Origin of the sequence: Streptomyces roseirectus (genome assembly GCF_014489635.1) — a bacterium.
In the GTDB taxonomy this organism is placed as follows: domain Bacteria; phylum Actinomycetota; class Actinomycetes; order Streptomycetales; family Streptomycetaceae; genus Streptomyces; species Streptomyces roseirectus.
The window spans coordinates 3,192,296-3,215,790 of the sequence record NZ_CP060828.1; the positions used below are offsets into that span (position 1 = coordinate 3,192,296).

Below are 23,495 nucleotides of genomic sequence, written 5' to 3' on the forward strand. Positions count from 1 at the left end.
GAGCGGCCGGGTGCGGTCTTCTGTGCGCGACCACAGTGGGGCGCAGATGCGCGGCGTGCTCCGAGACGCAACGGTGCCCGAGTTCGTCAGGCGGTGCGGGCACCGGGCAACCGCGAGGCCCACGTCATGACCTCGGTCAGATGCTCGGGGTGCAGCCCGAGGCGCGGGGCGGGCTGCACGAGGATGGTTCCCGCTCCCTTGGCGGTGCGCGCTGCGGCCCAGTCGTGGTCGAGCCTGGTGAAGTCGTCGTCGATCCAGACGGCGGGGGCGTCGCCCAGCCAGGCGTCGACGTGGTCGCGCTTCCAAAGGTAGCCGTTGGGGTGGCTGGTGGTGATCTGCGGACGTGGCAGGTCGATGTACGGCAGGTCTGGGAGGCCGAGGAGCGGTCCGATCAGGGTGGTCGCGTCCTGGCGCCAACTGGTGCACCAGATGGGGGTGATCAGGCCGGTGCGGATGACGTCCATGAGCATGGGTCCGTGGTCGGAGTTGAGCCAGACGGTGACCGGATTGTCGGCGCTGCGACCGGCGGGGACGACATCGTGGCGGGTGTGGGTGGCCGGGGTCGAGCCGTCCGCGTCGGGGAAGGGTATGAGGACGCCGTCGATGTCGAGGAGCAGGTAGGGCGGGCGCATCGGGTCCTCCAGCGGCCGGATGGATGTCAGAGCTTGCGGGCGCGGATCAGCAGGGTGGTGGGCCAGTGGCCCGTGCGGGGGTCGTTGAACTCCTGGGCAGAGGTGAGCCGGAAGCCGGCCCGGCTGAGGTGCCTTTCCCAGCGGCCGGTGTCGAACTCCCAGCGGGCGAGGGGGAGCCGGGTGCGGTCGGGGAGGGTGACGTGATCGCGGCGGGGCCGGTCGTCGCCGGAGGGGCTGCTGCCGCCGCGCTGTGGGTGGGGGACGGAGAAGGCCAGCACTCGGCCGGGCGTGAGGCGTTGGGCGATGGCCGGGAGCAGAAGCTCGGGGGCGACGAGCCCGACGGCGCCGAAGACGGAGTAGATCGCGTCGAACTGCTCGTCGGAGGCGTGCAGTTGGTGCAGGGCGTGGCCGGTGACGAAGGTGAGGTTGTTCAGCCGTCCGTAGTGGGAGCGAGCACGGCGGACCTGAAGGCCGATCAGGTCGACGCCGGTGACGTGGGCGCCGTGACAGGCGGCGAGGTGGGCGGCGTTGTGGCCGGGGCCGCAGCCTAGTTCCAGGAGTCGCTTGCCGCGCAGGTCGGGGCCGAGGGCGTCGGCGCCGGGACCTTGGCCGGGTCTCGTGGTCCATTCCATCCGTGCAGGTACGGACAAGGGACCGGTGAGTCCGGCGGCGGTGCGCTGAACGGCGTGGGCGTGCCAGGGGGATGCCTGGGCGAGCACGTCAGATGTCCAGGAGGCGGAGGACATCGGTGAGGTGGCGGCGGACGGTCTTGAGGTAGGCGGGGTCGGTGGCCGGGTCGTTGATCCAGCGGACGGCCTGCTCCATGAACCACTCGACGGCCCACATGCGATGCCAGCCCAGGGCCCAGTTCTCGGCGGTGAGTCCGCCGCGTGGGGCGAGGGCATCCGGGGTGCCGCCGGCGGTGACGTACTGCTCCAGGAAGACACGCAGGCGTACGGGGTGCGGGGGCTCGATGGTGCCGTGCCAGCTGGCGAGGTCGAGCAGGCCGGGGCCCGTGAAGGCGCGGGCGAAGTCGAGCAGCCTCCAGCCGCGCTCGCCGATGTGGAGGCTGGTGGGGTGGAACTCGGAGTGCACCCAGCCGAACGGCTCCAGCGTCGCTCCGGCCGAGCGGGCCTCGGCGGCCCGGGCGATCCGGCCGAGGGCGTCCTCGACGTCGTCGGCGTCCTGCCACCGGTCGGCCTTGCGTAGCCGTTCGAAGTGTTCCAGCGCCCGGGCCGGGAGCGCCCGCAGTCGCTCCTGGTCGAGGACGGGCAAGGGCGGAGCCGTACGGGTTCCGTGCAGGACCACGGCCGCGGCGACGCCGTCGAGGTCGTCGGCCTCGCGGACGGACGGTCCGAGGTCCTCCATGAGCATGCCGAGCCAGCCGTCCAGGACGGCGGAGGCGTGGACCTGGGGGACGGGTACACCGAGGGTATGGGCCAGGCGGAGGGCCTGGTCCTCGCTGTCGAAGGGCTTCTTGGCGTACTTGAAGACGGCCGTGGTGCCGTCGGGGAAGGTCACGCGCTCGACGCCGGACATGGACCACACGCGCACCTCCTCCCGTACGGCGGTGGTCTGGCCGGTCGCGGTGAGCAGGTTGTCGAGGAGTTCGGCGCTGGGGTTCGTGGTCACGGGAGGGCTCCGGGGAGATGGTGGCGTCCGGGGCGGGCGAGGGATGCCGGCCCGCCCCGGAGCCTGATCGGGTGGGTTACGCGGCGGGGTTCACGCGGTGGGCGTAGACCTGCTCGATCCAGCCCGCCTTGAACGCGGCGAGGTCGTCGCGGAAGTTCGCCATCGAGGCACCGTAGGGCGCGACCACGCCGCCGGACTGGTCCGGCACGGACTGGCAGCCGTGCACGAGCCGGCCGCCGAGCGCGGCGTGGGCCTTGATGGACTCGATCCGGCGGTGCTCGTTGAACCAGCCGCCGTGGTAGACCTCGTCGAGCATCCCGCCCGTCTCGTCGTCCAGGTCGAAGACGACGGAGGTGGCGGCGGGGAAGAACCAGCACGGGCCGACGTTGGAGATGTGCCCGTCCAGCTCGACCTTGTTGAGCGCCATGAGCGTGGCGGCCTCGCGGAGCATCCGCAGGTGGTCGGCGGTGATCTGCGGCAGGCCGAGGCCGGCCAGATGCTCCTCGCGGAAGAGGTACGCGTACACCTCGTACGCGGTGGCCAGGACACGGGCGGCGTCGGAGGTCGACTCGCTGTGCCGCTTGATGAAGTCGAGAGCGAGCTGTTCGACCGCGCTCTCGGTCGTCTCGTCCGCGTCCAGGAGCTGGGACTTGACCAGCTCCCAGTCGGCGACGAGCCAGGTGTTCGACTCGAAGCGGAAGAAGTACTCGGCCGGGTCGATCGTGATGCGCGGGCCGTCGACCTGGATGCCGGGCAGGCGGCTCCAGCGCGGGTCGAACGCCTCGGGCAGCTCGACCGTGATGGCCTTGGTGTCGATGGTGGTCACCGTGCCTCCGTCTCTGATCGGCCGGGTTCGGGCACAGGAATGCCCGAACCCGGTGTGGGCGTACGGAACTTCGGGGGCCGCTCGGACATCACGGTCGCGCCGTTCCGGGCGGTTGCTGATAAGTGAACCGGTGGTCACGCTCAGTGGGTACGGTGGAAGGCGGTTGAAGCGGTATACGCGGTTTACAGCTCCGGGGTGGAGGCGATCGTGGCGGCGCAGCGAGAACCCAACTCCCGTCTGCGCGACGTCATCGACGCGGCCGGCTGCACCTACGAGGCCCTTGCCCGAGACGTGCGGCGCGCCGCCGCCGAGAACGGCGAGATCCTCCAGACCAACAAGTCGGCCGTCTCGCACTGGGTGAACGGCACCCGCGCCCCGTCGGGCCGGGTGGGCCAGTACCTGGCCGAGGCGCTGTCCCGCCGAGCGGGGCACACGGTCACCCAGGCCGAGATCGGCCTCCAGGTCGGTGATGACGAAGAACCGGCGGAGTCCGACCCCGTCCTCGCGGTCACCGACCTGGGCCGCGCCGACGTCGAGCGCCGCCGCTTCCTCGCCATCGCGGCCTTCACCACCGCCGGCGTCGCCATGCCGCTCGGCTACGACCACGAAGCCACAGCCCGCATGCTCCGCGCCCGCACCGGCAAATCCCTGGTAGGCGCGGAGGACGTGGACGTCGTACGGCAGATCACCGCGGCCTTCAGTGCGGCCGACGAGCGCCTCGGCGGCGGGCACGGCCTGACCACCGTCACCGCGTACCTCGCCGACACAGCCGCCCCCATGCTGCGCGGACGCTTCCCCAGCGAAGCCTTACGTCGGGCCGCCTTCGGTGCCGTCGCCGAACTCGCCTACCTCGCAGGATGGAAGCACCACGACCTCGGTCAGGAAGGCGCCGCCCAGCGCTACTACCAGGTCGGCTACAAGCTCGCCTGCGAAGCCGACCCCCACGGCCACGCCGCCTGGATGATGCGCGCCCTCGCCCACCAGGCCCTCAGCCTCAAACAGCCCCACCACTGCGTCGACCTCGTCGAAGGCGCCCTCCGCACAGGGCTCGGCCACGTCGACGGCCAGACCGAAGCGCTCCTCCACATCACCCACGCCCGCGCCTACGCCGCCACTGATGAGAACCCGTCGGCCGCACGCGCCCTACTCGCCGCCGAAGACGCCCTCCTCCGCGACGACGCTCCCCAGCCCAGCTACTCCCGCGTCAGCGGCCCCGCCGCCGGCACCGTGGCCAGCCACACCGCCCGCACCCTGACCGACCTCGCCGACCACATCGGCACCGAACAACAGCACCGCGATGCTCTGGTGCGCTGGGATCCCGAGAAGTACAAGCGCGTCCACGCCCTCACCCACGCCGACCTCGGCGACAGCCTCGCCGCCCAGGCCCGCGCAGACGAGGCCGTCGCCGCCTGGAGCCAGGCCCTGGTCCTCATGGAGGGCATGACCTCCGACCGCACCCACAAGGCGATCACCTCGATCCGCTCAACCCTCGCGGTCTACCAGCGCCGCCGTGTCCCCGGCGCCGCCGATCTCGCCCGCCGCGCCCGCGAAGCCCTCACCTAACATGCCCGACAACCCACCCGACGAAGGGAACACCGTGATCCAGCAGACCGACGACCAGCCGAAGGCCCTCAAGCCGGCGCTCGAATCGATGACCCTGCTGGTCGCCGCCGTCATCGTCCACGACATGGCCACCAACCGCGTGCTCCTTCTCCAACGCGGCGAGAACGCCAAGTTCGCCCAGGGCATGTGGGACCTCCCCGTCGGCAAGAGCGAACCGGGCGAACCCATCACCGAAACCGCGGTCCGCGAGCTCTACGAGGAGACCGGCCTCACCGTGAAACCCAATTCCCTCAAGGTCGCCCACATCATCCACGGCGCCTGGGGCGTCGAAGCCCCCAACGGATTCCTCACGGTCGTCTTCACCGCCGCCGAATGGACCGGTGAGCCCGAGAACCGTGAGCCACGCAAGCACTCCCAGGTCCGGTGGGTCGACGCCGACGCCATCCCTGAGCCCTTCGTGGATACCACTTCAAGCGCCCTCCACCAGTACCTCGCGGGAGGCCCGGAGATTTCCCTCAACGGCTGGAGGTAAGGGAGAGTCCGTACCCCGTAGGGGCTGAAGGGATCGGTGTTGAATCTCCTCATTCATTTCTATGCAGTCATGTCGGCTCTGACCACTGTCTTGCCCCCCCATCGCAGTTCTGTCCGGTTTCGTTTTTGTCGCCCGCCCCGTCAGAAAGCCAGGACGCGTACTCAACCGAGCTTCCTTCCTGCGGGGCCGGACGCACACACGGGTGCGGGCTCTGATTCACGAAGCCGAAGGCGCGCTGGACGGCCTGGGGATCCAACACCCAGAGCAGTGGGGCGAGGCCGAACTGAAGATCTGGGACCTGGCTGGGCGAGGGCGCCAAATGGTTTCCGTTTCTCTCCTTCTCCTGTGCCTCATCACCATCAGCACCGGCGCGTTGCTCACCATGCTCGTGGAGCACCGGCGGGCCATGGCCATGGAAATGTGGCTGCCGTCGTATGCGTTCCTCCTACTCACAGCGTTCTTCGTCCAACTCGACCTGATAGCCGTCAAACGAGGACGATCCCCTGCCTACGTCCAGTGGGCTGCCGTGAGCACTCTTGTGGCCTGCCAGACCCAGGCAGACGAGAACCAAGCAACCTCCGTGACCACGGCACAGCTCAGTAGGAACGTAGACAGACTCAACGACGCACTCATCACGTACGCCCAGTTCGGTGTCTCCCGCAAGTCAGGACCTCGCGCAGCCTTGCTGACGCAGTGCGTCGCCATGTCCCAGCGACTGGAAAACGCATTCGAGACCAGCCTTCGTGATCGTTCCCAGGTAAGGGTGCTCGCCGAACACATCGTGTACCTGATCGACGCCCTTGGGCGTCAGGAGCCCCTGAACATGGTCCCTGCGGCAGAATCTGCTCCTCCAGAGTCCGTGCCCGTAGGAGGGTCACTCCCGTGGCGTATGGTTCTGGGCCACCTCCTGGCCTTCCTGACCGGAGTCGGGCTAATCGCGGGATTCAAGGCCCTTGGGCTCAGCGCCGAGTACCTACTTCTCCTCGCTCCGCTGATCTACCTCGTAGTGCAGATTCCCTACTTGGCAACAGGCAGAATCCCCACCGCCTTGCGGCACCTTCCACGCCTCGAAGCGCCCATCCCCGAGCCCGCGCCGGACAGTGAGGTCCGCACGTCCGGTTCCGACGCTTCAGCCGATGTTCCACGCCTACTCGTGCCGACGCCTCAGAGGCACAACTGAGCCAGCGGATCGCCTCCCAAGGAAGCCTGCTTCGGATCAACCACCCCTCGAGTTCATAGGCGACCGCCTGACAGCCGCACCGTCCTCCAGGAGCGTTTCCTCCTGATGACCGAGCCCACACCCCGCCTCCGCGAGCTCAGCCTCTACCGCCAGCACTTCGAGCTCGTCGCCGCAGGCACCAGAACCGTCGAGGTGCGGGTCAACTACCCACCTCGCCGGCCTCACCGCCGGCGACCAAGGCGCACCGAGCAGGAGGGCGCAAGGGCTTCTTCGCCAGCCAGCCGTAGTGCCCTCCTTCCGTCTGACGGGCTCTGTCAGTGAAGGCCGGTAACGTCACCCATGCGGCCTCGGCAACAGGAGCGTGCCGGGCACTGGAAGAGGAGCGGCCGTGACAAAGTTCGTTTCTGACGCAAAGCCGTGGAATACGGTGGACGGTCCTTCCCTGGTGCGATCGGCCGCCGCGTTGCAGCTGATTCCCGAGAACATCCCTTGCCTGGTCAGGCTGCAGCGGCTTGCTGCTGTCGGCGCCTGCCTGCCAAGCCGTCCTGAAGCCCCTCGCCTGTCGCCGAGCAGGATACGGTCACTGCTGAAGGATCCGGTGATCGGCAGTGCAGCGGTCCGATCTCAGGAAGATCCATACAACGACCTGTACACAGCAGAAGTGCCATTCCACGGCGGTCCCTACCTAGTCGCCCAGGGGCTGACCGAAAGGTCGGCGTACACACTCGGCCTGATCCTGCGCAGCGCCTTCGGGCCGGAGGGCAAGACGCTTCCCGCCACCTTCCGGCGCGAGGCAAGCCGGCTGGTCCAGGTGGTACTGCGCCTGAGCCACACGGCGCTTCTCCGTGCAGGGCTCGCTCGTGGTGTCATCCCACCTACAGCGACCAGGGAGGAGGTATTCGTACCAGGAGAGCATGCGCTGAGCGCGCTATGCGAAGCCGTCACCTTCGACGCGGCCTCCTTGTCCCGGATCACGTCGCCGCAGACGTTGCAGGTTTTGGACAGCCTGAGTGTCCGACCAGGCACGCACACTTTCACAGCGGAGCTCGGCCCTGACGACGGAATGATTCTCACCCCGCTGCTGACCGTCGGTCCGACCGTGATCATCGCAAATCCAGGTGAACTGTCCGCAACCCTGCGCCATCGTCTCCTCGTTCTCGCCACAGAACATGGCTGCGGCCACCAACTCGTCCAGCTCGTACGCGCATGCGTCCTGAACGAAGCCACCGAAATCCTGATCGACTGCGGGGCAACGCCGCTACCCCCGGCGGCACAATTCGATAATGATCCGCAGATCAGCCGCCGCCAGTTCGCCTTCGCCGATGACAAGCGCCTCGACCTGGCAGTCGTGACCGATGACCTGTCTGACTACGATGCCCAGACCCCCTACGGGCACTGGCATGCTGCCGGAGTCATGCAACAGCTGCATAAACTGCACGAAACACCAGCCCATCCGCTACAGGATGACGCGCATTGCCTGCGGCTCATCATCAACCAAGGCCTGGGGCGCTCTTCGTTCTTCGGCCTTCGCAAATCGTCACGAGTCGGCCCTCGTCTCGCCACCACCGTCGACGACCTCCGCGTTATGGCGGAGCTCGACGGCACGGACCCACTGTTTCTGTGGCGCTTCGCCCAAGCAGACGAGAAGCTGCACGCCGACGCCATGGTCCAGTCCTTCGGTACACTCGACAACTACGGCATGTACCGTGACCACGAGTACAGCTATTACCTGACGGATGGGCGCAGGCCGAACGCCGTTATGGTCAACTCCGACTTCAGCCAGGCGCTGCGAGTCGAGGCCCACCGTCGGTACGACCACCACGTGGTCGCCAGCCCTCACCGCCCTACTCTAATTCCGGTTCTCGCCCTCTACGGAGTGGACACCGCACCGATCTACCGGACACATCCCACTGTCCCGGAAGACGAAATGCTTGTGGAATCCGCTGGCCTTCAGGTCTGGATCGGACCTAGTCAGGACACAGCAGGTGCCCTGGAATCCTTCCAAGAGATGGTCATTGAAGCTGTCGCCTACTGGGTCTGGCAGGTCTCGCTCGCGGCGCCCAACGAGCTAATCGAAATGGCTGATGACCTGGGTCGTGTGCGGATCACGGTGTCCTTCGACGACGCGGACGCCTGGTTGAAGGCTCTGACAGGACATGTCACCCAGCCCAGGAAGGGAACCTCCTGGATCGCGTGGAAAGCGCGTAGCGCAGGACTCATTCACCTTGAGCTGCTGGCCGCAGGCGTAGCTTCCCTCCTGATGGAGGACAACAGCGCCGACCGCGTGATCGTCCAGGCCCTGGCTGAAGCCATGGTTGGCAACGGCAGCGACCTCGTAGTCAGCGACCTTGTCGAACGTCTCGCTCCTGTCGGTCGCAAGAAGATGCTGCACGCACAAGCCCGACCGATGCTGTTGCGCCCAGGGCGGCTGCCTGCCGCCCGACTTGTGCAGCCAGCTGTCTCCGCAGTCGTGTTGGACAAACTGGGTGAATGGCTCACCGCTGAAGGAATCCCGCAGGGGATCGTCTCAGAAGACAAACGCCTTGATGTGCTCAACAAGGCAGTCCAGCACTACTTCCAGAGCATTCAGGACCTAATCGCTAACTTGGCCCCCGAGGGGCTGATGAACCAGCTCATGGCACGACACGAAGCGCTCATCCGCGCAGAGGCTCACAATGATCAGGTCCTGCGGTCCAGACTCGCCTGTTTCGGAAATTCCAGCCAGCCTGCCACGCAGATCGCCAAGGCCAGCAGAAAACGAGTGGCCGCCTCACAGGCAAGCCGTTTCCTCATCGAGTACGCGGCCGCTACCCCACCTTCGGGCGACCAGCCCCTGACCCTGGACACCTACGACACACTCTTGGCGATCGCCGCTGACCTGATCTCTCGAGCCACGCTGTCCGATGCCATCCGGCACGACTTCTCCACCGCACAGCTGTCCCTACTGGAGTCGGGCCGGCTCGGTGTCTCTCGCGGTGATCAGTACGAAACAGGAACCGATGCCTTGGCATTGGACCGAGCCCGCGCAGCCATGACAACAGCTGACCAGATTTCCACCCCTTCGGCGCCCCGCACGGCCGCAGCACCTTCTACGAAGGTTGAAGAAGCCATGGTTGCCGAATTCGGGTTCACCCTGACCGAACTCGCTCACGGCATGGGCGAGATCATCACTTTGGGCGACGAAGCATGCGAGAGCGAACCATTCACCCTCCCTATCACCCGCGTCCAACAGCACCTTAGCTCTGCCCTCGGTTGGGCCGACGACAAAGCACATGACTTCCTCGATCGCCTCAGTCTGCGCCCACGCGCCAAGTTCCTGTCCGTGGGCGCCGACGCGTGGCCCTGGCGCTATAACCGTGAATGGTCCTACACACGACGTCCGCTGGTCCGCTTGACTGGCGTGGACGGCGATGTGCTGACGTGGGCGCCCAGGCACGTTGGGAGCGCGGGCCCCTACTGGATCGACCTCGTGTATTCCGGCAGGCTCAAAGCCACCTCGGCGACGATGAAGAAGCTCATGGGGTCCATCCGGCAGGACCACAACAAGGAGTTTGAGAAGGAATCCGAAAGAGCCCTGGCTGACGCAGGCTGTTCCATCACGGCCCACAGCGTGGGCAAGATCTCAGGGCGGCGCCTCATGTCACCCCAGGGAGACGACCTCGGCGACATCGACGCCCTGGGAATCAACCTCGATCAGAGGATCATCTTCATCGTGGAATCCAAGGACTTCGAGATGGCCCGGAACCCCTCTGAGCTGGCCAACGAAGCTGATGCACTCTTGCGAGGAGGCAAGAGCGCCGTCTTCAAGATCGCAAGACGAGCCCAATGGGTCCGCACCCACCTGGCCCCCACGCTGAACCACTTCATCGACAGCACCGACACGCGAGGTTGGACTGTCGCCCCCGTCGTGGTCACCAGTCGCGACCTGATTTCGTCACGCGTCCTGGCATCGGACGTACCAGTCGTGACCATCCACCAGCTGACAGCATGGGCTGCAGCACAAACTCGGCACGGCAAGAGATCTAAGCGCCGCGCTCGCTAGTGCCCCAGCAGGACTTCGCTTTCTGGCCTCTCAGCGTCCGGCGACAGGAAGCCTCATCCGGAGCGGATCTTCGACTGTCCGAGCAGTCCGCACACAGTCCGCAGGACACCCGATCGAGACCATCGCACCCCATCGCCACTCAACACCAAAAGGCCAGGTCAGCGACCTGCGGCACTCATCGCCGCAGGTCACCGACCCGGCCCATTACTAGGAGACCAAGAAGGCCTGACCCGGTCTTCTGCTTTCTCCGCAGCCCGCACCCGGCCCCTGAGTGGTCGGGGGCGGGCTGTTTCACTTCAACTTCGGGTTCTGCGCGGGGACTTGACGGACTTCGCGTGGAGTCGCCGATCTCACACACCCCCGGCCAGCTCCTCCAGCCGTTCCCCCGTCAGCCGGCAGATGCGCCACTCGTCCAGGAACTCCGCCCCCAGCGACTCGTAGACACCGATCGCGGGCGTGTTCCAGTCGAGCACCCACCACTCGAACCGCTCGTACCCCTCGCGGACGCAGACCGCGGCGAGGGCGGAGAGCAGTTGTTTGCCGTGTCCGGCGCCGCGGGCGGTGGGGCGGACGTAGAGGTCTTCGAGGTGCAGCCCCCGAGTCCCGGTCCAGGTGGAGAACGTCGGGAACCAGAGTGCGTACCCGACGGCCTGCCCGTCCTCCTCGGCGATCAGCGCGTGCGCGGCGGCGGGGGTGCCGAACAGGGCCTCCCGCAACTGCTCCTCGGTGGCCTTGACCTGCTCAAGTGCCTTCTCGTAGGCGGCGAGTTCACGGACCATCGCGAGAATCCCGGCGACGTCCTCCGGACGGGCGTTCCTGATCATGCCCTGATCATCCGCACGCCCCGGCCCCCTGTCCACCGGCGATGAGTGAGGCCGGCGGCGACCGGGAACGCCCGGACGGCCACCGGCCCGTGAACACCGCTCAGTGGAACTGCGGCACGATCAGATAGATCCCGTACACCACCACCGCCGCGCAGGCGAGGAAGCAGACGCCCGCCTGCACACGGCCCACAGCCGTCACCGGCCCGCTGTCGGGGACGTCGTCGTCGCCTCCCCGCGCAAGCCCCAGAACGCCGAGGCTGAAGACGACGACCACGGCGACGGTGACGCCGAGGCTGACCGCGGCGACCTGCCCGAGGGCACTCCAGTCGAGATGCATAGCTCGTTCTCCTGACGGGGTTCAGGCGGCCGTGCCGACACGCGCCGGCGGCTCGGTCCGGAGGGTGACCTCGTGGCCTTCGTTGACGTTGCTCGCGTGAACGGGATTGCGCCGGGAGACGAAGAAGACGCCGCCCGCGACGGCGACGCCGATCAGCGCGACGACCGTCGTCCCGGTGTTCCCCCCGTGCTTGACCGCGTACGCCGCGACGGCCCCGACGAGCGCGGCGGCCGGCAGTGTGACCAGCCACGCCACGACCATCTTGCCCGCGACGCTCCAGCGGACCTCCGCGAGCCGGCGGCCGAGCCCCGCGCCGAGGATGGACCCGGAGGCGACCTGCGTGGTGGACAGCGCGAAGCCGAGGTGCGCGGAGGTGAGGATGACGGTCGTGGAGGCGGTCTCCGCCGCGAAGCCCTGCGGCGACTGGATCTCCGTGAGCCCCTTGCCCATCGTCCGGATGATCCGCCAGCCGCCGAGGTACGTGCCGAGCCCGATCGCGAGCCCGGCGGAGGCGACGACCCACACCGGCGGGCCGGCGTCGTGCCCGAGCGCGCCCGCCGAGATCAGCGTCAGCGTGATCACGCCCATCGTCTTCTGCGCGTCGTTGGTGCCGTGCGCGAGGGAGACCAGCGAGGCGGACGCGATCTGCCCGTACCTGAACCCCTTCTCCACGGGCTTCTTCCGGGCCCGCTCGGTGAGCTTGTACGCGAGGTAGGTCGCCGCGAGCGCCGCGACCCCGGCGACGACCGGCGAGGCCACCGCGGGAATGAGCACCTTCTCGACGACCTTGTCGAAGTGCACCCCGTGCTCCCCGGCCCCTACCCACACGGCGCCGATCAGCCCGCCGAACAGGGCGTGCGAGGAGCTGGACGGCAGCCCGACCAGCCAGGTCATGAGGTTCCAGAGGATGGCCCCGACCAGCCCCGCGAAGATCATCCCCGGGGTGACGAGCGTGTCGTCGACGATCCCCCCGGAGATCGTCTTCGCGACCTCGGTCGAGAGGAACGCCCCGACGACGTTCAGCACCCCGCTGATGAGTACGGCCGTGCGCGGCGCGAGCGCGCCCGTCGCGATGGACGTCGCCATCGCGTTGGCCGTGTCATGAAATCCGTTGGTGAAGTCGAAGGCCAGCGCCGTGACGATGACCACCGCCACCAGGAACGTGATGTGATCCATTCCCCCATGCAAACAAGCGTGGGCCAATCCCGGGCGAACCCCAGGCAAAGGGCGGGCCAGGAGAGTGAACGGAATACCTGGCATGCTGGCAGGCATGGTGAGCGTCGAGGACGTGGTGCGACTGCGGCAGGCCCGGGACCGGATGGACCGCGAGTACGCCGAACCCCTCGACATCGCCGCGCTCGCCGCGACCGCGCTGATGTCGCCGGGCCACTTCCAGCGCAGCTTTCGCGCGGAGTACGGGGAGACGCCGTACGCCTATCTGATGACCCGGCGGGTCGAGCGCGCGAAGGCGCTGCTGCGGCGCGGGGACCTGTCGGTGACCGAGGTCTGCATGGCCGTCGGCTGCACCTCCCTCGGCTCGTTCAGCTCCCGGTTCACCGAACTCGTCGGGGAGACGCCGAGCGCCTACCGGGCGCGGTCGCACGAGGAGAGCGCGGTGATCCCGCCGTGCGTGCTGCGCACGTACACCCGGCCGAAACGCCGCCGCCCTACCTAAGCTGACCGGCATGGACCTCACACTCCACCAGTGCTTCATCGCCGTGGACGACCACGACAAGGCCCTGCACTTCTACGTCGACGTCCTCGGTCTGGAAGTCCGGAACGACGTCAGCTACGAGGACATGCGCTGGGTGACCGTCGGCTCGCCGCTCCAGCCGGGCGTCTCCGTCGTCCTGGAGCCGCCGGACGCGAGCCCCGACGCGTCCCCGGCCGACCGCGAGGCCCTGAACCGGCTGCTGGCCAAGGGCCTGCTGCGCGGGGCGATCTTCGCGACGCCCGACTGCGACGCCCTCGCGGAGCGCGTCCGTGAGGCCGGGTACGACCTTCTCCAGGAACCCACCGACCAGCCGTACGGCGTCCGCGACTGCGCGCTGCGCGACCCCGCCGGCAACCTCATCCGCTTCATGGAGCGCCCCCTGTGACGGACGTCCGCTGGACCTACGCCTTCATCGACCGCCCCTCCCCCGCTTCCGCCCCCTTCTGGGCGACGGTCACGGGCACGACCCTGTCCGAACCCCGGGGCGAGCGGGCCGAGTTCCGGACGCTCCTGCCGTCCGACGGCCACGCCCCCTGCGTGAAGTTCCAGACCGTCGCCGAGGGACCCGGCGGCGCCCACATCGACTTCTCGGTGACGGACGTGCCCGGTTTCGTGGCACGGGCGCTGAAGCTGGGCGCGCGGCTCGTCGCCGACCACACCGACTGGGCCGTCCTCGCCTCCCCCGCGGGCCAGCCCTTCTGCGCGGTGCCCTGGCAGGGCGAGTCGGTCCGCCCGCCCGTCCACGCCGGCGCCCGCCTGGACCAGGTGTGCATAGACCTCCCTCCTTCCGCCTACTCGGCCGACATCTCCTTCTTCACCGCACTGCTCCCCACATGGACCTCAACGCCCAGCCCCCTCCCCGAGTTCCACGTCCTCACCCCACCCCCCGGCCTCCCCACCCGTCTCCTCCTCCAACGCACGACCCAGGAACAACCGACCTCCGCCCACATCGACCTGGCGACAGCCCCGAACCTCCCCGAAGTCCGCGCCCGACACGAGCAGTCGGGCGCCCGCCTGATCGCCGAGTTCCCCCACTGGACCGTCATGAAGGACCCCGACGACGGCCTCTACTGCCTCACAGGCCGCGACGCGGAAACAGGCACCCGCCCGCAGAGCTAGCGGCCCGCGTAAACGGCGTAGGGACACATCGCGCCGGGCGGGCACGAGTACGACGCCGTCGGGGGCGTCGGCAGGGAGGACGGCGCCTCGTACCAGCCGCGCGGCGCGGGCGGCCGGGCGGAGTCCTGCAGCCAGAGGGTCACCCCGCCGCCGACGACGACGAGGGCGGCCCACACCGCGACGACCCACCGCCGCACCCGCGCGCCGCGACCTCCACCATCAGACATGCGCTCACGATATGACAGGCCCCGCACACCGTGGGGATGTGCGGGACCTGGCCTGGATGGGGCGCGAAGCGCCCGTATTCCAGGGGCGCGGGGCTGTGTCGATCTGCGACCACCACCGCGCGGGTGCGAGCAACCACAACGCCGCCGCCCCCGAACACCCGCCGCCCCCAATCTCAGTTGCTCCGCCGAGTGACGAACTCCGCCAGCGCCAGCAGCCCCCCGCCCCTCTCCGGATCCGGCACGGCACGGGCCAGTTCGGCGACGGCGTCCCCCATCCGGTCGGCGGCCTCGGCCTGGGCCCAGTCCCGCCCCCCGGCCCGCTCCACGGCGAGGGCCGTCCGCTCCAACTCCCCCTCGACGTACGGCCCGGAGTACAGCGCCGCGAGTTCATCGGCCGCCGAACCGCCGGAGGTCAACGCGGCGACGACCGGCAACGACTTCTTGCGGGCGGCGAGATCCGCCCCCGCCGGCTTGCCGGTGTGGAGGGGATCTCCCCATATCCCGATGACGTCGTCGATGAGCTGGAACGCGAGCCCGGCCTGCCGCCCGAACAGATCGAGCGCGTCGACCTCGTCGGCGGACCCCCCGGCGTAGAGCCCCCCGATGGCGCAGGCGCACCCGAGCAGCGCCCCGGTCTTGGCCTCGGCCATCCGCAGCACCTCGGCGAGCCCGACCTCGCGGGGTTCCCGCCGCTCCAGCGCGGTGTCGATCTGCTGTCCCTCGCACAGCTCGACGACACAGGAGGCGAGCCGCCCGAGCGCGGGCACGGCGGCGGGGTGGGAGTCCCCGGCGAGCAGCCGGAACGCGAGCGCCTGGAGCGCGTCCCCCGCGAGGATCGCGTCGGGATCCCCGAACACGGCCCAGGCGGTGGCCCGGTGACGCCGGGTGGGGTCGCGGTCCATGACGTCGTCGTGCAGGAGCGTGAAGTTGTGGACGAGTTCGACGGCGGCGGCGGCCCGGACCGCGGCCGTACGCGCCCGCGCGCCCCCCAGCGCGTCCGCCGCGGTCAGCACGAGGGCGGGCCTGATCGCCTTGCCCGCGTGGGCGGTGGTGGCGAGCCCGTCCGCGTCCTGCCACCCGAAGTGGTACCGCGCGACGCGCCGCATCTCGGGCGGGAGCGTGTCGACGGCGGACCGCAGTTCGGGGTCGACGTCGGCCCGCGCCCGTTCGAGGATCGCCGGCGCCTCCTGGCCGTTGTCGATGGCCGCCCCCCAGGCCCAGGTGGTCATGTGCGCACCCGCCCCGGAGGGCGGGCGCGCACGGCACGGCGGACGGTCACCAACGACCGACCTCCACGTTCTCCAGGACGCCGAGGGCGTCCGGGACGAGCACGGCGGCCGAGTAGTAGGCGGTGACGAGGTACTTGATGATGGCCTGCTCGTTGATGCCCATGAACCGCACGGACAGGCTGGGCTCGATCTCGTCGGGCAGCCCGGACTGGCGCAGCCCGATGACGCCCTGGTCCTTCTCGCCGAGACGCATCGCGATGATGGAGCTGGTGCGCGCCTCGGTGACGGGGATCTTGTTGCACGGGTAGATCGGCACCCCGCGCCAGGTGGGGATGCGGTTGCCGTCGATGTCGATGGTCTCGGGGACGAGCCCGCGCTTGTTCAGCTCGCGCCCGAACGCGGCGATGGCGCGCGGGTGGGCGAGGAACAGCTTGGTCCCGCGCCGGCGGCTCAGCAGCTCGTCCATGTCGTCCGGGGACGGCACGCCGTCGTGCGGCTGGATGCGCTGGTCGTACTCGCAGTTGTTGAGGAGGCCGAACTCGCGGTTGTTGACGAGTTCGTGCTCCTGGCGCTCCTTCAGCGCCTCGACCGTGAGCCGCAGCTGCTGCTCGGTCTGGTTCATGGGCTGGTTGTAGAGGTCGGCGACGCGCGAATGGATGCGCAGCACGGTCTGGGCGATGCTGAGTTCGTACTCGCGGGGCTTGGCGTCGTAGTCGACGAACGTGTGCGGGATGTCCGGCTCACCGGAGTGGCCGGCCGCGAGGTCGACGGCCTTCTCGCCGTACTTGTTGGTGTTCTGCGCGGGGATCGCGCGCAGTTCCTGGAGGTGCCCGCGCAGGCTGTCGGCGCGCTCGGTGACCTGCTCGAAGTCCTGCCGGGAGAGGGTGAGGACGGTGCAGGCGGTGGCCGCGCGGGCGGTGTACTCCCAGATCGCGTCGGCGTCGAGGAGGGCCTGGTCGCCGAAGTGGGCGCCGTCGGCGAGGACGCCGAGGACCTGGTCGTCGCCGTAGGGGCCGGTGCCGATCTTCTCGACGCGGCCGTGCGCCAGCATGAACACTTCGTCGTTCTGGCTGCCGAAGGAGGCGATGACCTCGCCGGCGCCGATCTCGCGCTGGCGGGCGCGCGAGGCGAGTTCGGTGAGGACGTCCTCGTCCTCGAAGCCGCGCAGCGCGGGCAGTTCGCCCAGTTCGACGGGGATGACCTCGACGCGGTCGCCGGTCTTGACGAACGTGATGCGGCCGTCACCGACGGCGTAGGTGAGCCGCCGGTTCACCCGGTACGTGCCGCCCTGGACGTCGACCCACGGCAGCGTGCGCAGCAGCCAGCGCGAGCTGATCTCCTGCATCTGCGGCACGGACTTGGTGGTGGTGGCCAGGTTCCGCGCGGCGGCGGTGCCGAGGCTCTGCTGCGGCGTGCCGTCTTCGGTGCGGATCTCTTCGCCTACCGACATGGTGGATTGCCCTCCCGCTCATGCGCTGGTCACAAGGTGCGCCAGGCATTCATCTCGCGGGCAAGCTTTCCGCAGTACGGCCGATAGTGGTATTACCCGAAAGAGGGGGAATGGATCATCGCGAGAGTGGGAAGAGGGACGTTTCCCCGAACGCCGTTCGACAATGGTTCCCGTGCCCCTGCCCTCCCCGCTGCAAGAGACCGAGGACGAACGTTTCACCAAGCATGGCGTCCGACTCCTCCTGAAACGCGACGATCTCATCGACCCGACCCTGATCGGCAACAAGTACCGCAAACTCACCCCCAACCTGCGCGCCGCGGCCGGCCGCCCGATCCTGACCTTCGGCGGCGCCTACTCCAACCACCTGCGCGCCACCGCCTCCGCCGGCCACGCCCTGTCCGTCCCGACGATCGGCGTGGTCCGGGGCGACGAGCTGGCCGCGCGCCCCCTCAACCCCTCCCTCGCCCACTGCGCGGCGCACGGCATGCGCCTGCACTTCACCGACCGCGCGACCTACCGCCGCAAGGCGGACCCGGACACCCTCGCCCGCATCCTCCGCGAGGCACACGCCGAGGACGCGTACGTCGTCCCCGAGGGCGGCAGCAACGCGGCGGCGGTACGCGGCTGCCGGGCACTCGGCGAGGAACTTCCCGAGGACGTCGACGTCGCCGTCCTCGCCTGCGGCACCGGCGGCACCCTCGCGGGCCTGGCGGCGGGCCTGCGCCAGGGTCAACAGGCCCTGGGCATCCCGGTGTTGAAGGGCGACTTCCTGACGGCCGACATCCGCGCCCTGCACCAGGCCGCGTTCGGCGGGCAGTTCGCCAACTGGCGGCTCGACCCCCGTTTCCACTTCGGCGGCTACGCCCGCACCACGCCCGAACTGGAGGCGTTCGCGCGGGACTTCGAGAACCGCCACGGCCTCCCCGTCGAACGTCTCTATGTCGCCAAAATGCTCTACGGACTTGTCGCCCTGACGGCGGAGGGCGCCTTCGCGCGCGGGACGACGGTCGCGGCGGTGATCACCGGAACCCCGTTCCCCGCGTGATCCCGCGCCCGTACAGTGAGGCGGCTGCCCGGAGGGGCAGCGGACGAGACAGGGGGGAACCTGTGGCGGACGAGATCGGCGTGGGCGAAGCCGTCCAGGCGCTGCGCGACGAGCTGCTGGCCGCGGCGGCCGCGGGCGCGGACAGCGGCGTGCGGTTCGAAGTGGGGCCCATCGAGCTGGAGTTCGCGTTCACGCTGACCAAGGAGGTCTCCGCGAAGGTGGGCGTGAGCCGGATCCTGAGCGCGGTGGTCTCGGCGGACGTGAACGGCAAGGCCGCCAAGGAGGACGTGCACCGCGTGAAGTTCGTCCTCACGCCCAGGGACGCCGCCGGGAACCCGCTGCTGATCAGCAACGAACGGCCGCCCGAGGTGGGCCCGCTGGACTCGTCCTTCGGCCGCTGAGCCATGCCGGACCGGCTGCGGGCCGCCCTGGTGGAGGCGGCGGGACAGGGCTCGGGCCTGGTCCTCGCACCCCGCCTGGTCCTCACGGCGGCCCACGTCCTGGGCGACCACGCGCACGCGACGGTCCACACGCCCCGCGGCGCGCCCGTCCGCTGCGAGGTCGTCTGGTCCCGCTTCGACCGGCACTACGACGCCGCGCTGCTGCTCGCGGAGGAGGACGTCCTCCCGGACGTCGAGCCGGTGCGGTGGGGGACGCTGGTCACGTCGGAGCCGGCCGGCGTCACCCTCCTGGGCTTCGCGGCGGGGCCCGGCGACCACGTCGGGTCGCGTCCCTTCCGGGGCGAGCTGGACCCGCTGGACGCCGTGGAGCGCGACCGGTACGTCCTGAGCCTCGCCGGTACCCCGCCGGAGGGCGCCTCCCCCTGGGCGGGTCTGTCCGGCGGCGCCGTCTGGTGCCGGGACCTCCTGGTCGGCGTGGCCGTCGCGGACCTCCCGGGCTGGCGGCACAGCCGCCTGGAGGCGGTCCCGGCGTACGTCCTGCTGGCCGACCCCGGCTTCCGGGACCTCCTGCGCCGGCACACCGGGCAGGACGCCCAGCTGGAACCCGCCGAGTTCGCGGACCGGGCCCAGCCGGCGACGCCCCTGGTCCCGGCCTCCGTCGCCCTGCTGCTGCACCCGCGCGCGGAGACCGTCCGCTTCACGGGCCGCACCGAGCTGCTGGACGCGCTGACGTCCTGGTGCGCGGACGGCGACGGGGTCCGCCTGGCCCTGCTGACGGGCGCGGGCGGCGCCGGGAAGTCGCGGGTGGCGCGCGAGCTGGGCCACCGTCTCGCGGCCCGCCGGCACGCCGTCGTCCACCTGGCGCGCGGGGCCGTCCCGGACGGTCTGTTCGCCGCGACGACCGCGCCCGTGCTCGTGGTCGTCGACTACGCGGAGAGCCGGGTGGAGCAGACCGGCGCGCTCCTGGACGTCCTCGCGCGCCGCAGGCCCGGCGTGGCGCTGCGGGTGCTGCTCATCGCCCGCGCGCGGGGCCGCTGGTGGGACGAGCTGCGCGCGGCGGGACCGGAGGCCGCCGACCTCGCCGAGAACGCGCGCCACTGGTCGATCACCGGCACGGAATCCCTCGGCGTGGACGCGCGCGACGCGTTCCGTACGGCGGTGGAGGACCTGGCGCGCGGTGTGGCCGCCCTGGGGCTGCCGGTGCCGGCCAGGGCCGGGGCGGAGCCCGCCAGGCCGCCCAGGACCGTCCTGGAGATCCACATGGCCGCCCTGGCGAGCCTCCTGGCCCCCTCGGCGGGCACGGCCGCCCAGGACACGCTGCTGCGCCACGAGGCGGCGTACTGGCGGAGCGCGTCCCAGGAGGCGCCGCTGCACCTCCTGGGCGAGGCGGCCCTGCGCAACGCGGTCGTGACGGCCACCCTCGTCGGCCCGGTCCCCCGCGCCCGCGCGCACGCGCTCCTCGCGCGCGTGCCCCGCGTCGGGGACCAGCCGGAGGCCGTGCGCCTGGCGGTCGCCGACTGGCTGCGCGACCTGTACCCGAGGCCTGAGGGCGGCGACGCCCACTGGGGCAGCCTGGAGCCCGACCCGCTGGGCGAGTACCTGGTGGGCACGCGCGTGGCCGACGAGCCGGAGATCTTCCTGCGGCTCGTCGACGCCCTGGACAACGAGGAGATGGTCAACGCCCTGCTGGTCCTCAGCCGCGCCGCCACGCGCGCGCAGGGCCTGCCGGACGTCCTGCGCGCCGCCGTCCGGACCGCTCCGGGCCTGCTGGCGCCCCGGCTGCTCGGTGCCGTGCGCCGCAGCGCCGAACCGGGGCTCCTGGTCGACGCGTTGGAGGTGATCCTGGAGGAAGGGCTGCTGCCGGACCGGCGGTTGAGGGAGCTGGCCGGCCGGATGCCGCTGCTGAGCCAGGCGCTGGTGTCCTGGAGCGTGCGGCTCCAGCAGATGCTGGTGGACCAGAGGGAGGAAGGCTCGCCCCAGTCGCGCGCCGGCTCGCTGCACAACCTCGCCGGGCGCCTGGTGGCCGCCGGGCGCCACGAGGAGGCGCTGGCCACCACGGCGTCGGCGCTGGCCCTCCTGGACGGCGTCCCGGACGCGCCCGCGTGGCTGCGGGGGCTGCTGCTGGGCCAGCGGTCCCGGCTGCTCAACTCGCTCGGCCGCCCCCAGGAGGCCGTCACCGAGGGCGAGCGGGCGCTGCGGGAGCTGTCCGGGTGGCCCCGGGAGGAGGACCCCGATACCGGGACGGAGGCCGTCGCCGCGACGCTCAACAACCTCTCCTACGGCCTCGCCGGCTGCGGCCGGCTCGACGAGGCGCTGGCGCGGGCGCGCGAGTCCGTCGCCCTGCGCCGGGAGCTGTCCGGCCGCCACCCGGAGCTGCTGCCGAGCCTCGCCCGCTCGCTCAGCACGCTGTCGCGCCACCAGCACCGCGCGGGCGACCTCCGCGCGGCCCTGGGGACGGCCGAGGAGTCGCTGTCGGTGCGCCGGACGGCCGCCGACCAGGAGCCGGACGCCTACCTCGTGGAGCTGGCCTCCACGCTGGACCACCTGGTGCAGATCCTGGCCGGCCTGGACGACGTGCCCGCCCTGCTGGAGGCCGCGCGGGAGGCCCGGTCCGTCCGGCGCACGCTCGCGCGCGTACGCCCGGAGGCGCATCTGGCGGACCACGTGGAGATCCTGCTCGTCGTGGCCGAACTCACCGAGGGCGCCGAGAGTCTGGAGGCCGCCGACGAGGCCGTCACGGCGGCCCGCGCGCTCGTCCGCGACCAGGGCCGCGCGCACCTGGGTCTGCTCGGCGCGGCCTTCCGCGCGCAGGCGCGGGCGCTGGTGCCCCTCGGCAGCCCGCCGGTCGCGTTCCGCGTCTACACCAAGGCCGCGCAGGTGCTGCGCAGGGTGTTCCGCGAGACCGGCGAGGGCGCGGACGACCTGCTGAAGGCCCTGAACGCCCAGGCCCGCTTCTACCTGACGTTCACGCGGAGCGTGGCGGCGGCCGAACACCTCTCCGCCGAAGCCCTCGCCGTCCTGGCCGCGCTCCCCGAGGACGCCTTCCCCGAGGAGCGCGCCGAGGCCCTGGACACCCACGCGCGCGTGCAAGAGGCGCTGGAGGGCATCACTCCGCCTCCCGGTACGCCGCCGCCTCCTCCAGGTCGAGCCTCCTGAGCAGCGTCCGCAGCATCTCGTCGTCGATGTGCCGGCCGTCCCGCAGCCGTACGAACACCTCGCGCTCGGCGCTGATCATCTCCCTGGCCAGCCGCCGGTAGGTGTCGTCGACGCTCTCCCCGGTGACCGGGTTCGGCTGTCCCAGGCGCTCCCAGACGGCGTTGCGGCGCCGTTCCAGGACCGCCCGGAGCCGGTCGGCGAGCGGTGGCGGCAGGGCGTTGCGTTCGTCGGACAGCAGCTCGTCGAGGCGCTGTTCGGCGATCCGGGACGCCTGCGCCTGCGCGTTGGCCTCCGCGAGGGTCGCCGCGCGCGTGTCGGTCCCCGGGAACTTCAGGAGCCGGATCAGCGGGGGCAGCGTCAGCCCCTGGAGGACCAGCGTCCCGATGACCGTCGTGAACGTCAGGAAGAGCACCAGGTCCCGTTCGGGGAACGCCTCGGAGCTGTCGTGGAGGGTGAGCGGGATCGAGAAGGCGATGGCGAGCGACACGACGCCCCGCATGCCGGCCCACCCGATGACCACCGGCCCCCGCCAGGTCGGGTCCTCCTCACGCTCCCTGATCCGCGCGGACAGCATCCGGGGCAGGTAGGTCGCCGGGAACACCCACAGGAAGCGCGCTGCGACGACGACCAGGAACAGGGCGACGGCGTACCAGGCGGCGTCGAGCCCGTCGTACGCGCCGAGGCCGCGCAGGACGACAGGGAGCTGGAGCCCGATGAGCGCGAAGACGGCGGACTCCAGGACGAAGGCGACCATCTTCCAGACGGCGTCCTCCTGGAGGCGGGTGGCGAAGTCGACCTCCCACGCGCGGTGGCCGAGGTAGAGCGCGACCACGACGACGGCGATCACCCCGGACGCGTGGAACTGCTCGGCGGTGGAGTAGGCGACGAACGGGATCAGCAGGGACAGCGTGTTCTGCAGGAGGGGTTCCTTCACGCGCGTGCGCAACCAGTGCAGCGGCGCCATGAGGACGAGCCCGACGACGGTCCCGCCGACCGCCGCGATCAGGAACTCCTCGATCCCGCCCGCCCAGGAGGCACCCTCCCCGACGGCCGCCGCGACGGCGACCTTGTACGCGGTGATCGCGGTCGCGTCGTTCAGCAGCGACTCGCCCTGGAGGATCGTCGTGATCCTGGACGGCAGCCCGACCCGGCGCGCGACGGCGGTGGCGGCGACGGCGTCCGGAGGGGCGACGACGGCCCCGAGGACGAGGGCGGCGGTCAGCGGCATGCCGGGGACGAGCGCGTAGACGGCCCACCCGACGGCCAGCGTCGCGAACAGCACGTACCCGACGGACAGCAGGGCGACCGGGCGCACCTGCGCGCGCAGGTCGAGGTAGGAGCTGTCGGCGGCGGAGGTGTGGAGCAGGGGCGGCAGCAGCAGCGGGAGGACGACCTCCGGGTCGAGCGTGTAGTCGGGCACCCCGGGGAGGTAGCTGACCACCAGGCCGACGGCGACGAGCAGCAGGGGCGCGGGCACCGGCGTGCGGCGGGCCGCCGCCGCGATCGCGGCACTGCCCGCCACCAGCAGGAGCAGCGGCATCACATCCATGTCGGGCCCACCCGTCTCGTTCCTCGGCTTTTTCCGC

The 23,495-nt window shown here is 70.3% G+C and carries 21 protein-coding genes; 10 read left to right on the plus strand and 11 right to left on the minus strand.

From position 1 onward, the window contains the following. Positions 1 to 86: 86 nt before the first annotated feature. The 4 genes from IAG44_RS13010 to IAG44_RS13025 form a co-directional block, all read right to left on the minus strand. Positions 87 to 632, minus strand: a complete 546-nt coding sequence (locus IAG44_RS13010; RefSeq protein WP_187747290.1) for an HAD domain-containing protein — start codon at positions 630 to 632, stop codon at positions 87 to 89. Between the two features lie 26 nt (positions 633 to 658). Beyond that, positions 659 to 1,351, minus strand: coding sequence for a class I SAM-dependent methyltransferase (locus IAG44_RS13015; protein WP_187747291.1), 693 nt, complete (start codon positions 1,349 to 1,351; stop codon positions 659 to 661). Position 1,352: 1 nt separating this feature from the next. Further along, on the minus strand, positions 1,353 to 2,264 hold the full coding sequence (locus tag IAG44_RS13020; RefSeq protein ID WP_187747292.1) for a phosphotransferase family protein: 912 nt from the start codon (positions 2,262 to 2,264) through the stop codon (positions 1,353 to 1,355). A gap of 76 nt (positions 2,265 to 2,340) precedes the next feature. Continuing rightward, positions 2,341 to 3,090 (minus strand): hypothetical protein, encoded by a 750-nt coding sequence (locus tag IAG44_RS13025; RefSeq protein ID WP_187747293.1) that lies wholly within the window; start codon positions 3,088 to 3,090, stop codon positions 2,341 to 2,343. Positions 3,091 to 3,297: 207 nt separating this feature from the next. Here IAG44_RS13025 and IAG44_RS13030 point away from each other — a divergent pair, with 207 nt between their 5' ends. The 4 genes from IAG44_RS13030 (at position 3,298) to IAG44_RS13045 (ending at position 10,407) form a co-directional block, all read left to right on the plus strand. Beyond that, positions 3,298 to 4,653 (plus strand): NsdA family TPR-like regulatory protein, encoded by a 1,356-nt coding sequence (locus IAG44_RS13030; protein ID WP_187747294.1) that lies wholly within the window; start codon positions 3,298 to 3,300, stop codon positions 4,651 to 4,653. Position 4,654: 1 nt separating this feature from the next. Beyond that, positions 4,655 to 5,185: an NUDIX domain-containing protein gene (locus tag IAG44_RS13035; RefSeq protein ID WP_187747295.1), complete on the plus strand. Its 531-nt coding sequence runs from the start codon at positions 4,655 to 4,657 to the stop codon at positions 5,183 to 5,185. A 319-nt stretch (positions 5,186 to 5,504) separates the two neighbouring features. Further along, positions 5,505 to 6,365 carry a hypothetical protein gene (locus IAG44_RS13040; RefSeq protein ID WP_246561680.1) on the plus strand — a complete coding sequence of 287 codons (861 nt, stop codon included), beginning with the start codon at positions 5,505 to 5,507 and terminating at the stop codon, positions 6,363 to 6,365. A gap of 388 nt (positions 6,366 to 6,753) precedes the next feature. Then, a complete protein-coding gene (locus IAG44_RS13045) occupies positions 6,754 to 10,407 on the plus strand; it encodes a hypothetical protein (protein WP_187747296.1) in 3,654 nt (1,217 codons plus the stop codon). A gap of 350 nt (positions 10,408 to 10,757) precedes the next feature. On the opposite strand, the gene IAG44_RS13050 is transcribed toward IAG44_RS13045, so the two are convergent. From IAG44_RS13050 to IAG44_RS13060, 3 genes are all read right to left on the minus strand, one after another. After that, entirely contained in the window at positions 10,758 to 11,231 is a 474-nt protein-coding gene (locus tag IAG44_RS13050) for a GNAT family N-acetyltransferase (RefSeq protein WP_187747297.1), read from the minus strand. Between the two features lie 100 nt (positions 11,232 to 11,331). After that, positions 11,332 to 11,568 (minus strand): hypothetical protein, encoded by a 237-nt coding sequence (locus IAG44_RS13055; protein ID WP_187747298.1) that lies wholly within the window; start codon positions 11,566 to 11,568, stop codon positions 11,332 to 11,334. 21 nt (positions 11,569 to 11,589) lie between these two features. Then, on the minus strand, positions 11,590 to 12,744 hold the full coding sequence (locus IAG44_RS13060) for an inorganic phosphate transporter (protein WP_187747299.1): 1,155 nt from the start codon (positions 12,742 to 12,744) through the stop codon (positions 11,590 to 11,592). A 94-nt stretch (positions 12,745 to 12,838) separates the two neighbouring features. On the opposite strand from IAG44_RS13060, the gene IAG44_RS13065 reads away from it, so the two are divergent. From IAG44_RS13065 to IAG44_RS13075, 3 genes are read left to right on the plus strand one after another with little or no spacing between them, the layout of a single operon-like run. Next, complete coding sequence (locus IAG44_RS13065) at positions 12,839 to 13,243, plus strand: helix-turn-helix transcriptional regulator (protein ID WP_187752652.1); 405 nt, start codon at positions 12,839 to 12,841, stop codon at positions 13,241 to 13,243. Positions 13,244 to 13,253: 10 nt separating this feature from the next. Next, a complete protein-coding gene (locus tag IAG44_RS13070) occupies positions 13,254 to 13,667 on the plus strand; it encodes a VOC family protein (protein WP_187747300.1) in 414 nt (137 codons plus the stop codon). Further along, positions 13,664 to 14,401 (plus strand): VOC family protein, encoded by a 738-nt coding sequence (locus IAG44_RS13075; RefSeq protein WP_187747301.1) that lies wholly within the window; start codon positions 13,664 to 13,666, stop codon positions 14,399 to 14,401. Before IAG44_RS13070 ends, IAG44_RS13075 begins: the two co-directional genes overlap by 4 nt. On the opposite strand, the gene IAG44_RS13080 is transcribed toward IAG44_RS13075, so the two are convergent. The 3 genes from IAG44_RS13080 to IAG44_RS13090 all read right to left on the minus strand — a co-directional run bounded on the left by IAG44_RS13080 (position 14,398) and on the right by IAG44_RS13090 (position 17,307). After that, positions 14,398 to 14,628, minus strand: a complete 231-nt coding sequence (locus IAG44_RS13080) for a hypothetical protein (RefSeq protein WP_187747302.1) — start codon at positions 14,626 to 14,628, stop codon at positions 14,398 to 14,400. The genes IAG44_RS13075 and IAG44_RS13080 overlap by 4 nt on opposite strands. Before the next feature lie 173 nt (positions 14,629 to 14,801). Next, on the minus strand, positions 14,802 to 15,857 hold the full coding sequence (locus tag IAG44_RS13085; protein WP_187747303.1) for a family 2 encapsulin nanocompartment cargo protein polyprenyl transferase: 1,056 nt from the start codon (positions 15,855 to 15,857) through the stop codon (positions 14,802 to 14,804). A gap of 46 nt (positions 15,858 to 15,903) precedes the next feature. Further along, positions 15,904 to 17,307 (minus strand): family 2B encapsulin nanocompartment shell protein, encoded by a 1,404-nt coding sequence (locus tag IAG44_RS13090; RefSeq protein WP_187747304.1) that lies wholly within the window; start codon positions 17,305 to 17,307, stop codon positions 15,904 to 15,906. 172 nt (positions 17,308 to 17,479) lie between these two features. Here IAG44_RS13090 and IAG44_RS13095 point away from each other — a divergent pair, with 172 nt between their 5' ends. From IAG44_RS13095 to IAG44_RS13105, 3 genes are all read left to right on the plus strand, one after another. After that, positions 17,480 to 18,352, plus strand: a complete 873-nt coding sequence (locus IAG44_RS13095) for a 1-aminocyclopropane-1-carboxylate deaminase/D-cysteine desulfhydrase (protein ID WP_425508444.1) — start codon at positions 17,480 to 17,482, stop codon at positions 18,350 to 18,352. Between the two features lie 62 nt (positions 18,353 to 18,414). Next, positions 18,415 to 18,753 (plus strand): trypco2 family protein, encoded by a 339-nt coding sequence (locus IAG44_RS13100; protein ID WP_187747306.1) that lies wholly within the window; start codon positions 18,415 to 18,417, stop codon positions 18,751 to 18,753. A gap of 3 nt (positions 18,754 to 18,756) precedes the next feature. Then, the gene (locus IAG44_RS13105) at positions 18,757 to 21,909 is read left to right on the plus strand and encodes a trypsin-like peptidase domain-containing protein (RefSeq protein WP_187747307.1); all 3,153 of its coding nucleotides are present in this window, start codon (positions 18,757 to 18,759) and stop codon (positions 21,907 to 21,909) included. Here the strand turns inward: IAG44_RS13105 and IAG44_RS13110 are convergent. Further along, positions 21,860 to 23,458 carry a Na+/H+ antiporter gene (locus IAG44_RS13110; protein WP_187747308.1) on the minus strand — a complete coding sequence of 533 codons (1,599 nt, stop codon included), beginning with the start codon at positions 23,456 to 23,458 and terminating at the stop codon, positions 21,860 to 21,862. The genes IAG44_RS13105 and IAG44_RS13110 overlap by 50 nt on opposite strands. Between the last annotated feature and the right edge of the window lie 37 nt (positions 23,459 to 23,495).

What these genes read in the sequence shown, in the direction of transcription:
- IAG44_RS13065 (WP_187752652.1), top strand. Translation starts at nt 12,839, where the DNA reads ATGGTGAGCGTCGAGGACGTGGTGCGACTGCGGCAGGCCCGGGACCGG.
- IAG44_RS13060 (WP_187747299.1), bottom strand. Translation starts at nt 12,744, where the DNA reads ATGGATCACATCACGTTCCTGGTGGCGGTGGTCATCGTCACGGCGCTG.
- IAG44_RS13105 (WP_187747307.1), top strand. Translation starts at nt 18,757, where the DNA reads ATGCCGGACCGGCTGCGGGCCGCCCTGGTGGAGGCGGCGGGACAGGGC.
- IAG44_RS13050 (WP_187747297.1), bottom strand. Translation starts at nt 11,231, where the DNA reads ATGATCAGGAACGCCCGTCCGGAGGACGTCGCCGGGATTCTCGCGATG.
- IAG44_RS13085 (WP_187747303.1), bottom strand. Translation starts at nt 15,857, where the DNA reads ATGACCACCTGGGCCTGGGGGGCGGCCATCGACAACGGCCAGGAGGCG.
- IAG44_RS13090 (WP_187747304.1), bottom strand. Translation starts at nt 17,307, where the DNA reads ATGTCGGTAGGCGAAGAGATCCGCACCGAAGACGGCACGCCGCAGCAG.
- IAG44_RS13080 (WP_187747302.1), bottom strand. Translation starts at nt 14,628, where the DNA reads ATGTCTGATGGTGGAGGTCGCGGCGCGCGGGTGCGGCGGTGGGTCGTC.
- IAG44_RS13010 (WP_187747290.1), bottom strand. Translation starts at nt 632, where the DNA reads ATGCGCCCGCCCTACCTGCTCCTCGACATCGACGGCGTCCTCATACCC.
- IAG44_RS13040 (WP_246561680.1), top strand. Translation starts at nt 5,505, where the DNA reads ATGGTTTCCGTTTCTCTCCTTCTCCTGTGCCTCATCACCATCAGCACC.
- IAG44_RS13035 (WP_187747295.1), top strand. Translation starts at nt 4,655, where the DNA reads ATGCCCGACAACCCACCCGACGAAGGGAACACCGTGATCCAGCAGACC.
- IAG44_RS13055 (WP_187747298.1), bottom strand. Translation starts at nt 11,568, where the DNA reads ATGCATCTCGACTGGAGTGCCCTCGGGCAGGTCGCCGCGGTCAGCCTC.
- IAG44_RS13070 (WP_187747300.1), top strand. Translation starts at nt 13,254, where the DNA reads ATGGACCTCACACTCCACCAGTGCTTCATCGCCGTGGACGACCACGAC.
- IAG44_RS13110 (WP_187747308.1), bottom strand. Translation starts at nt 23,458, where the DNA reads ATGGATGTGATGCCGCTGCTCCTGCTGGTGGCGGGCAGTGCCGCGATC.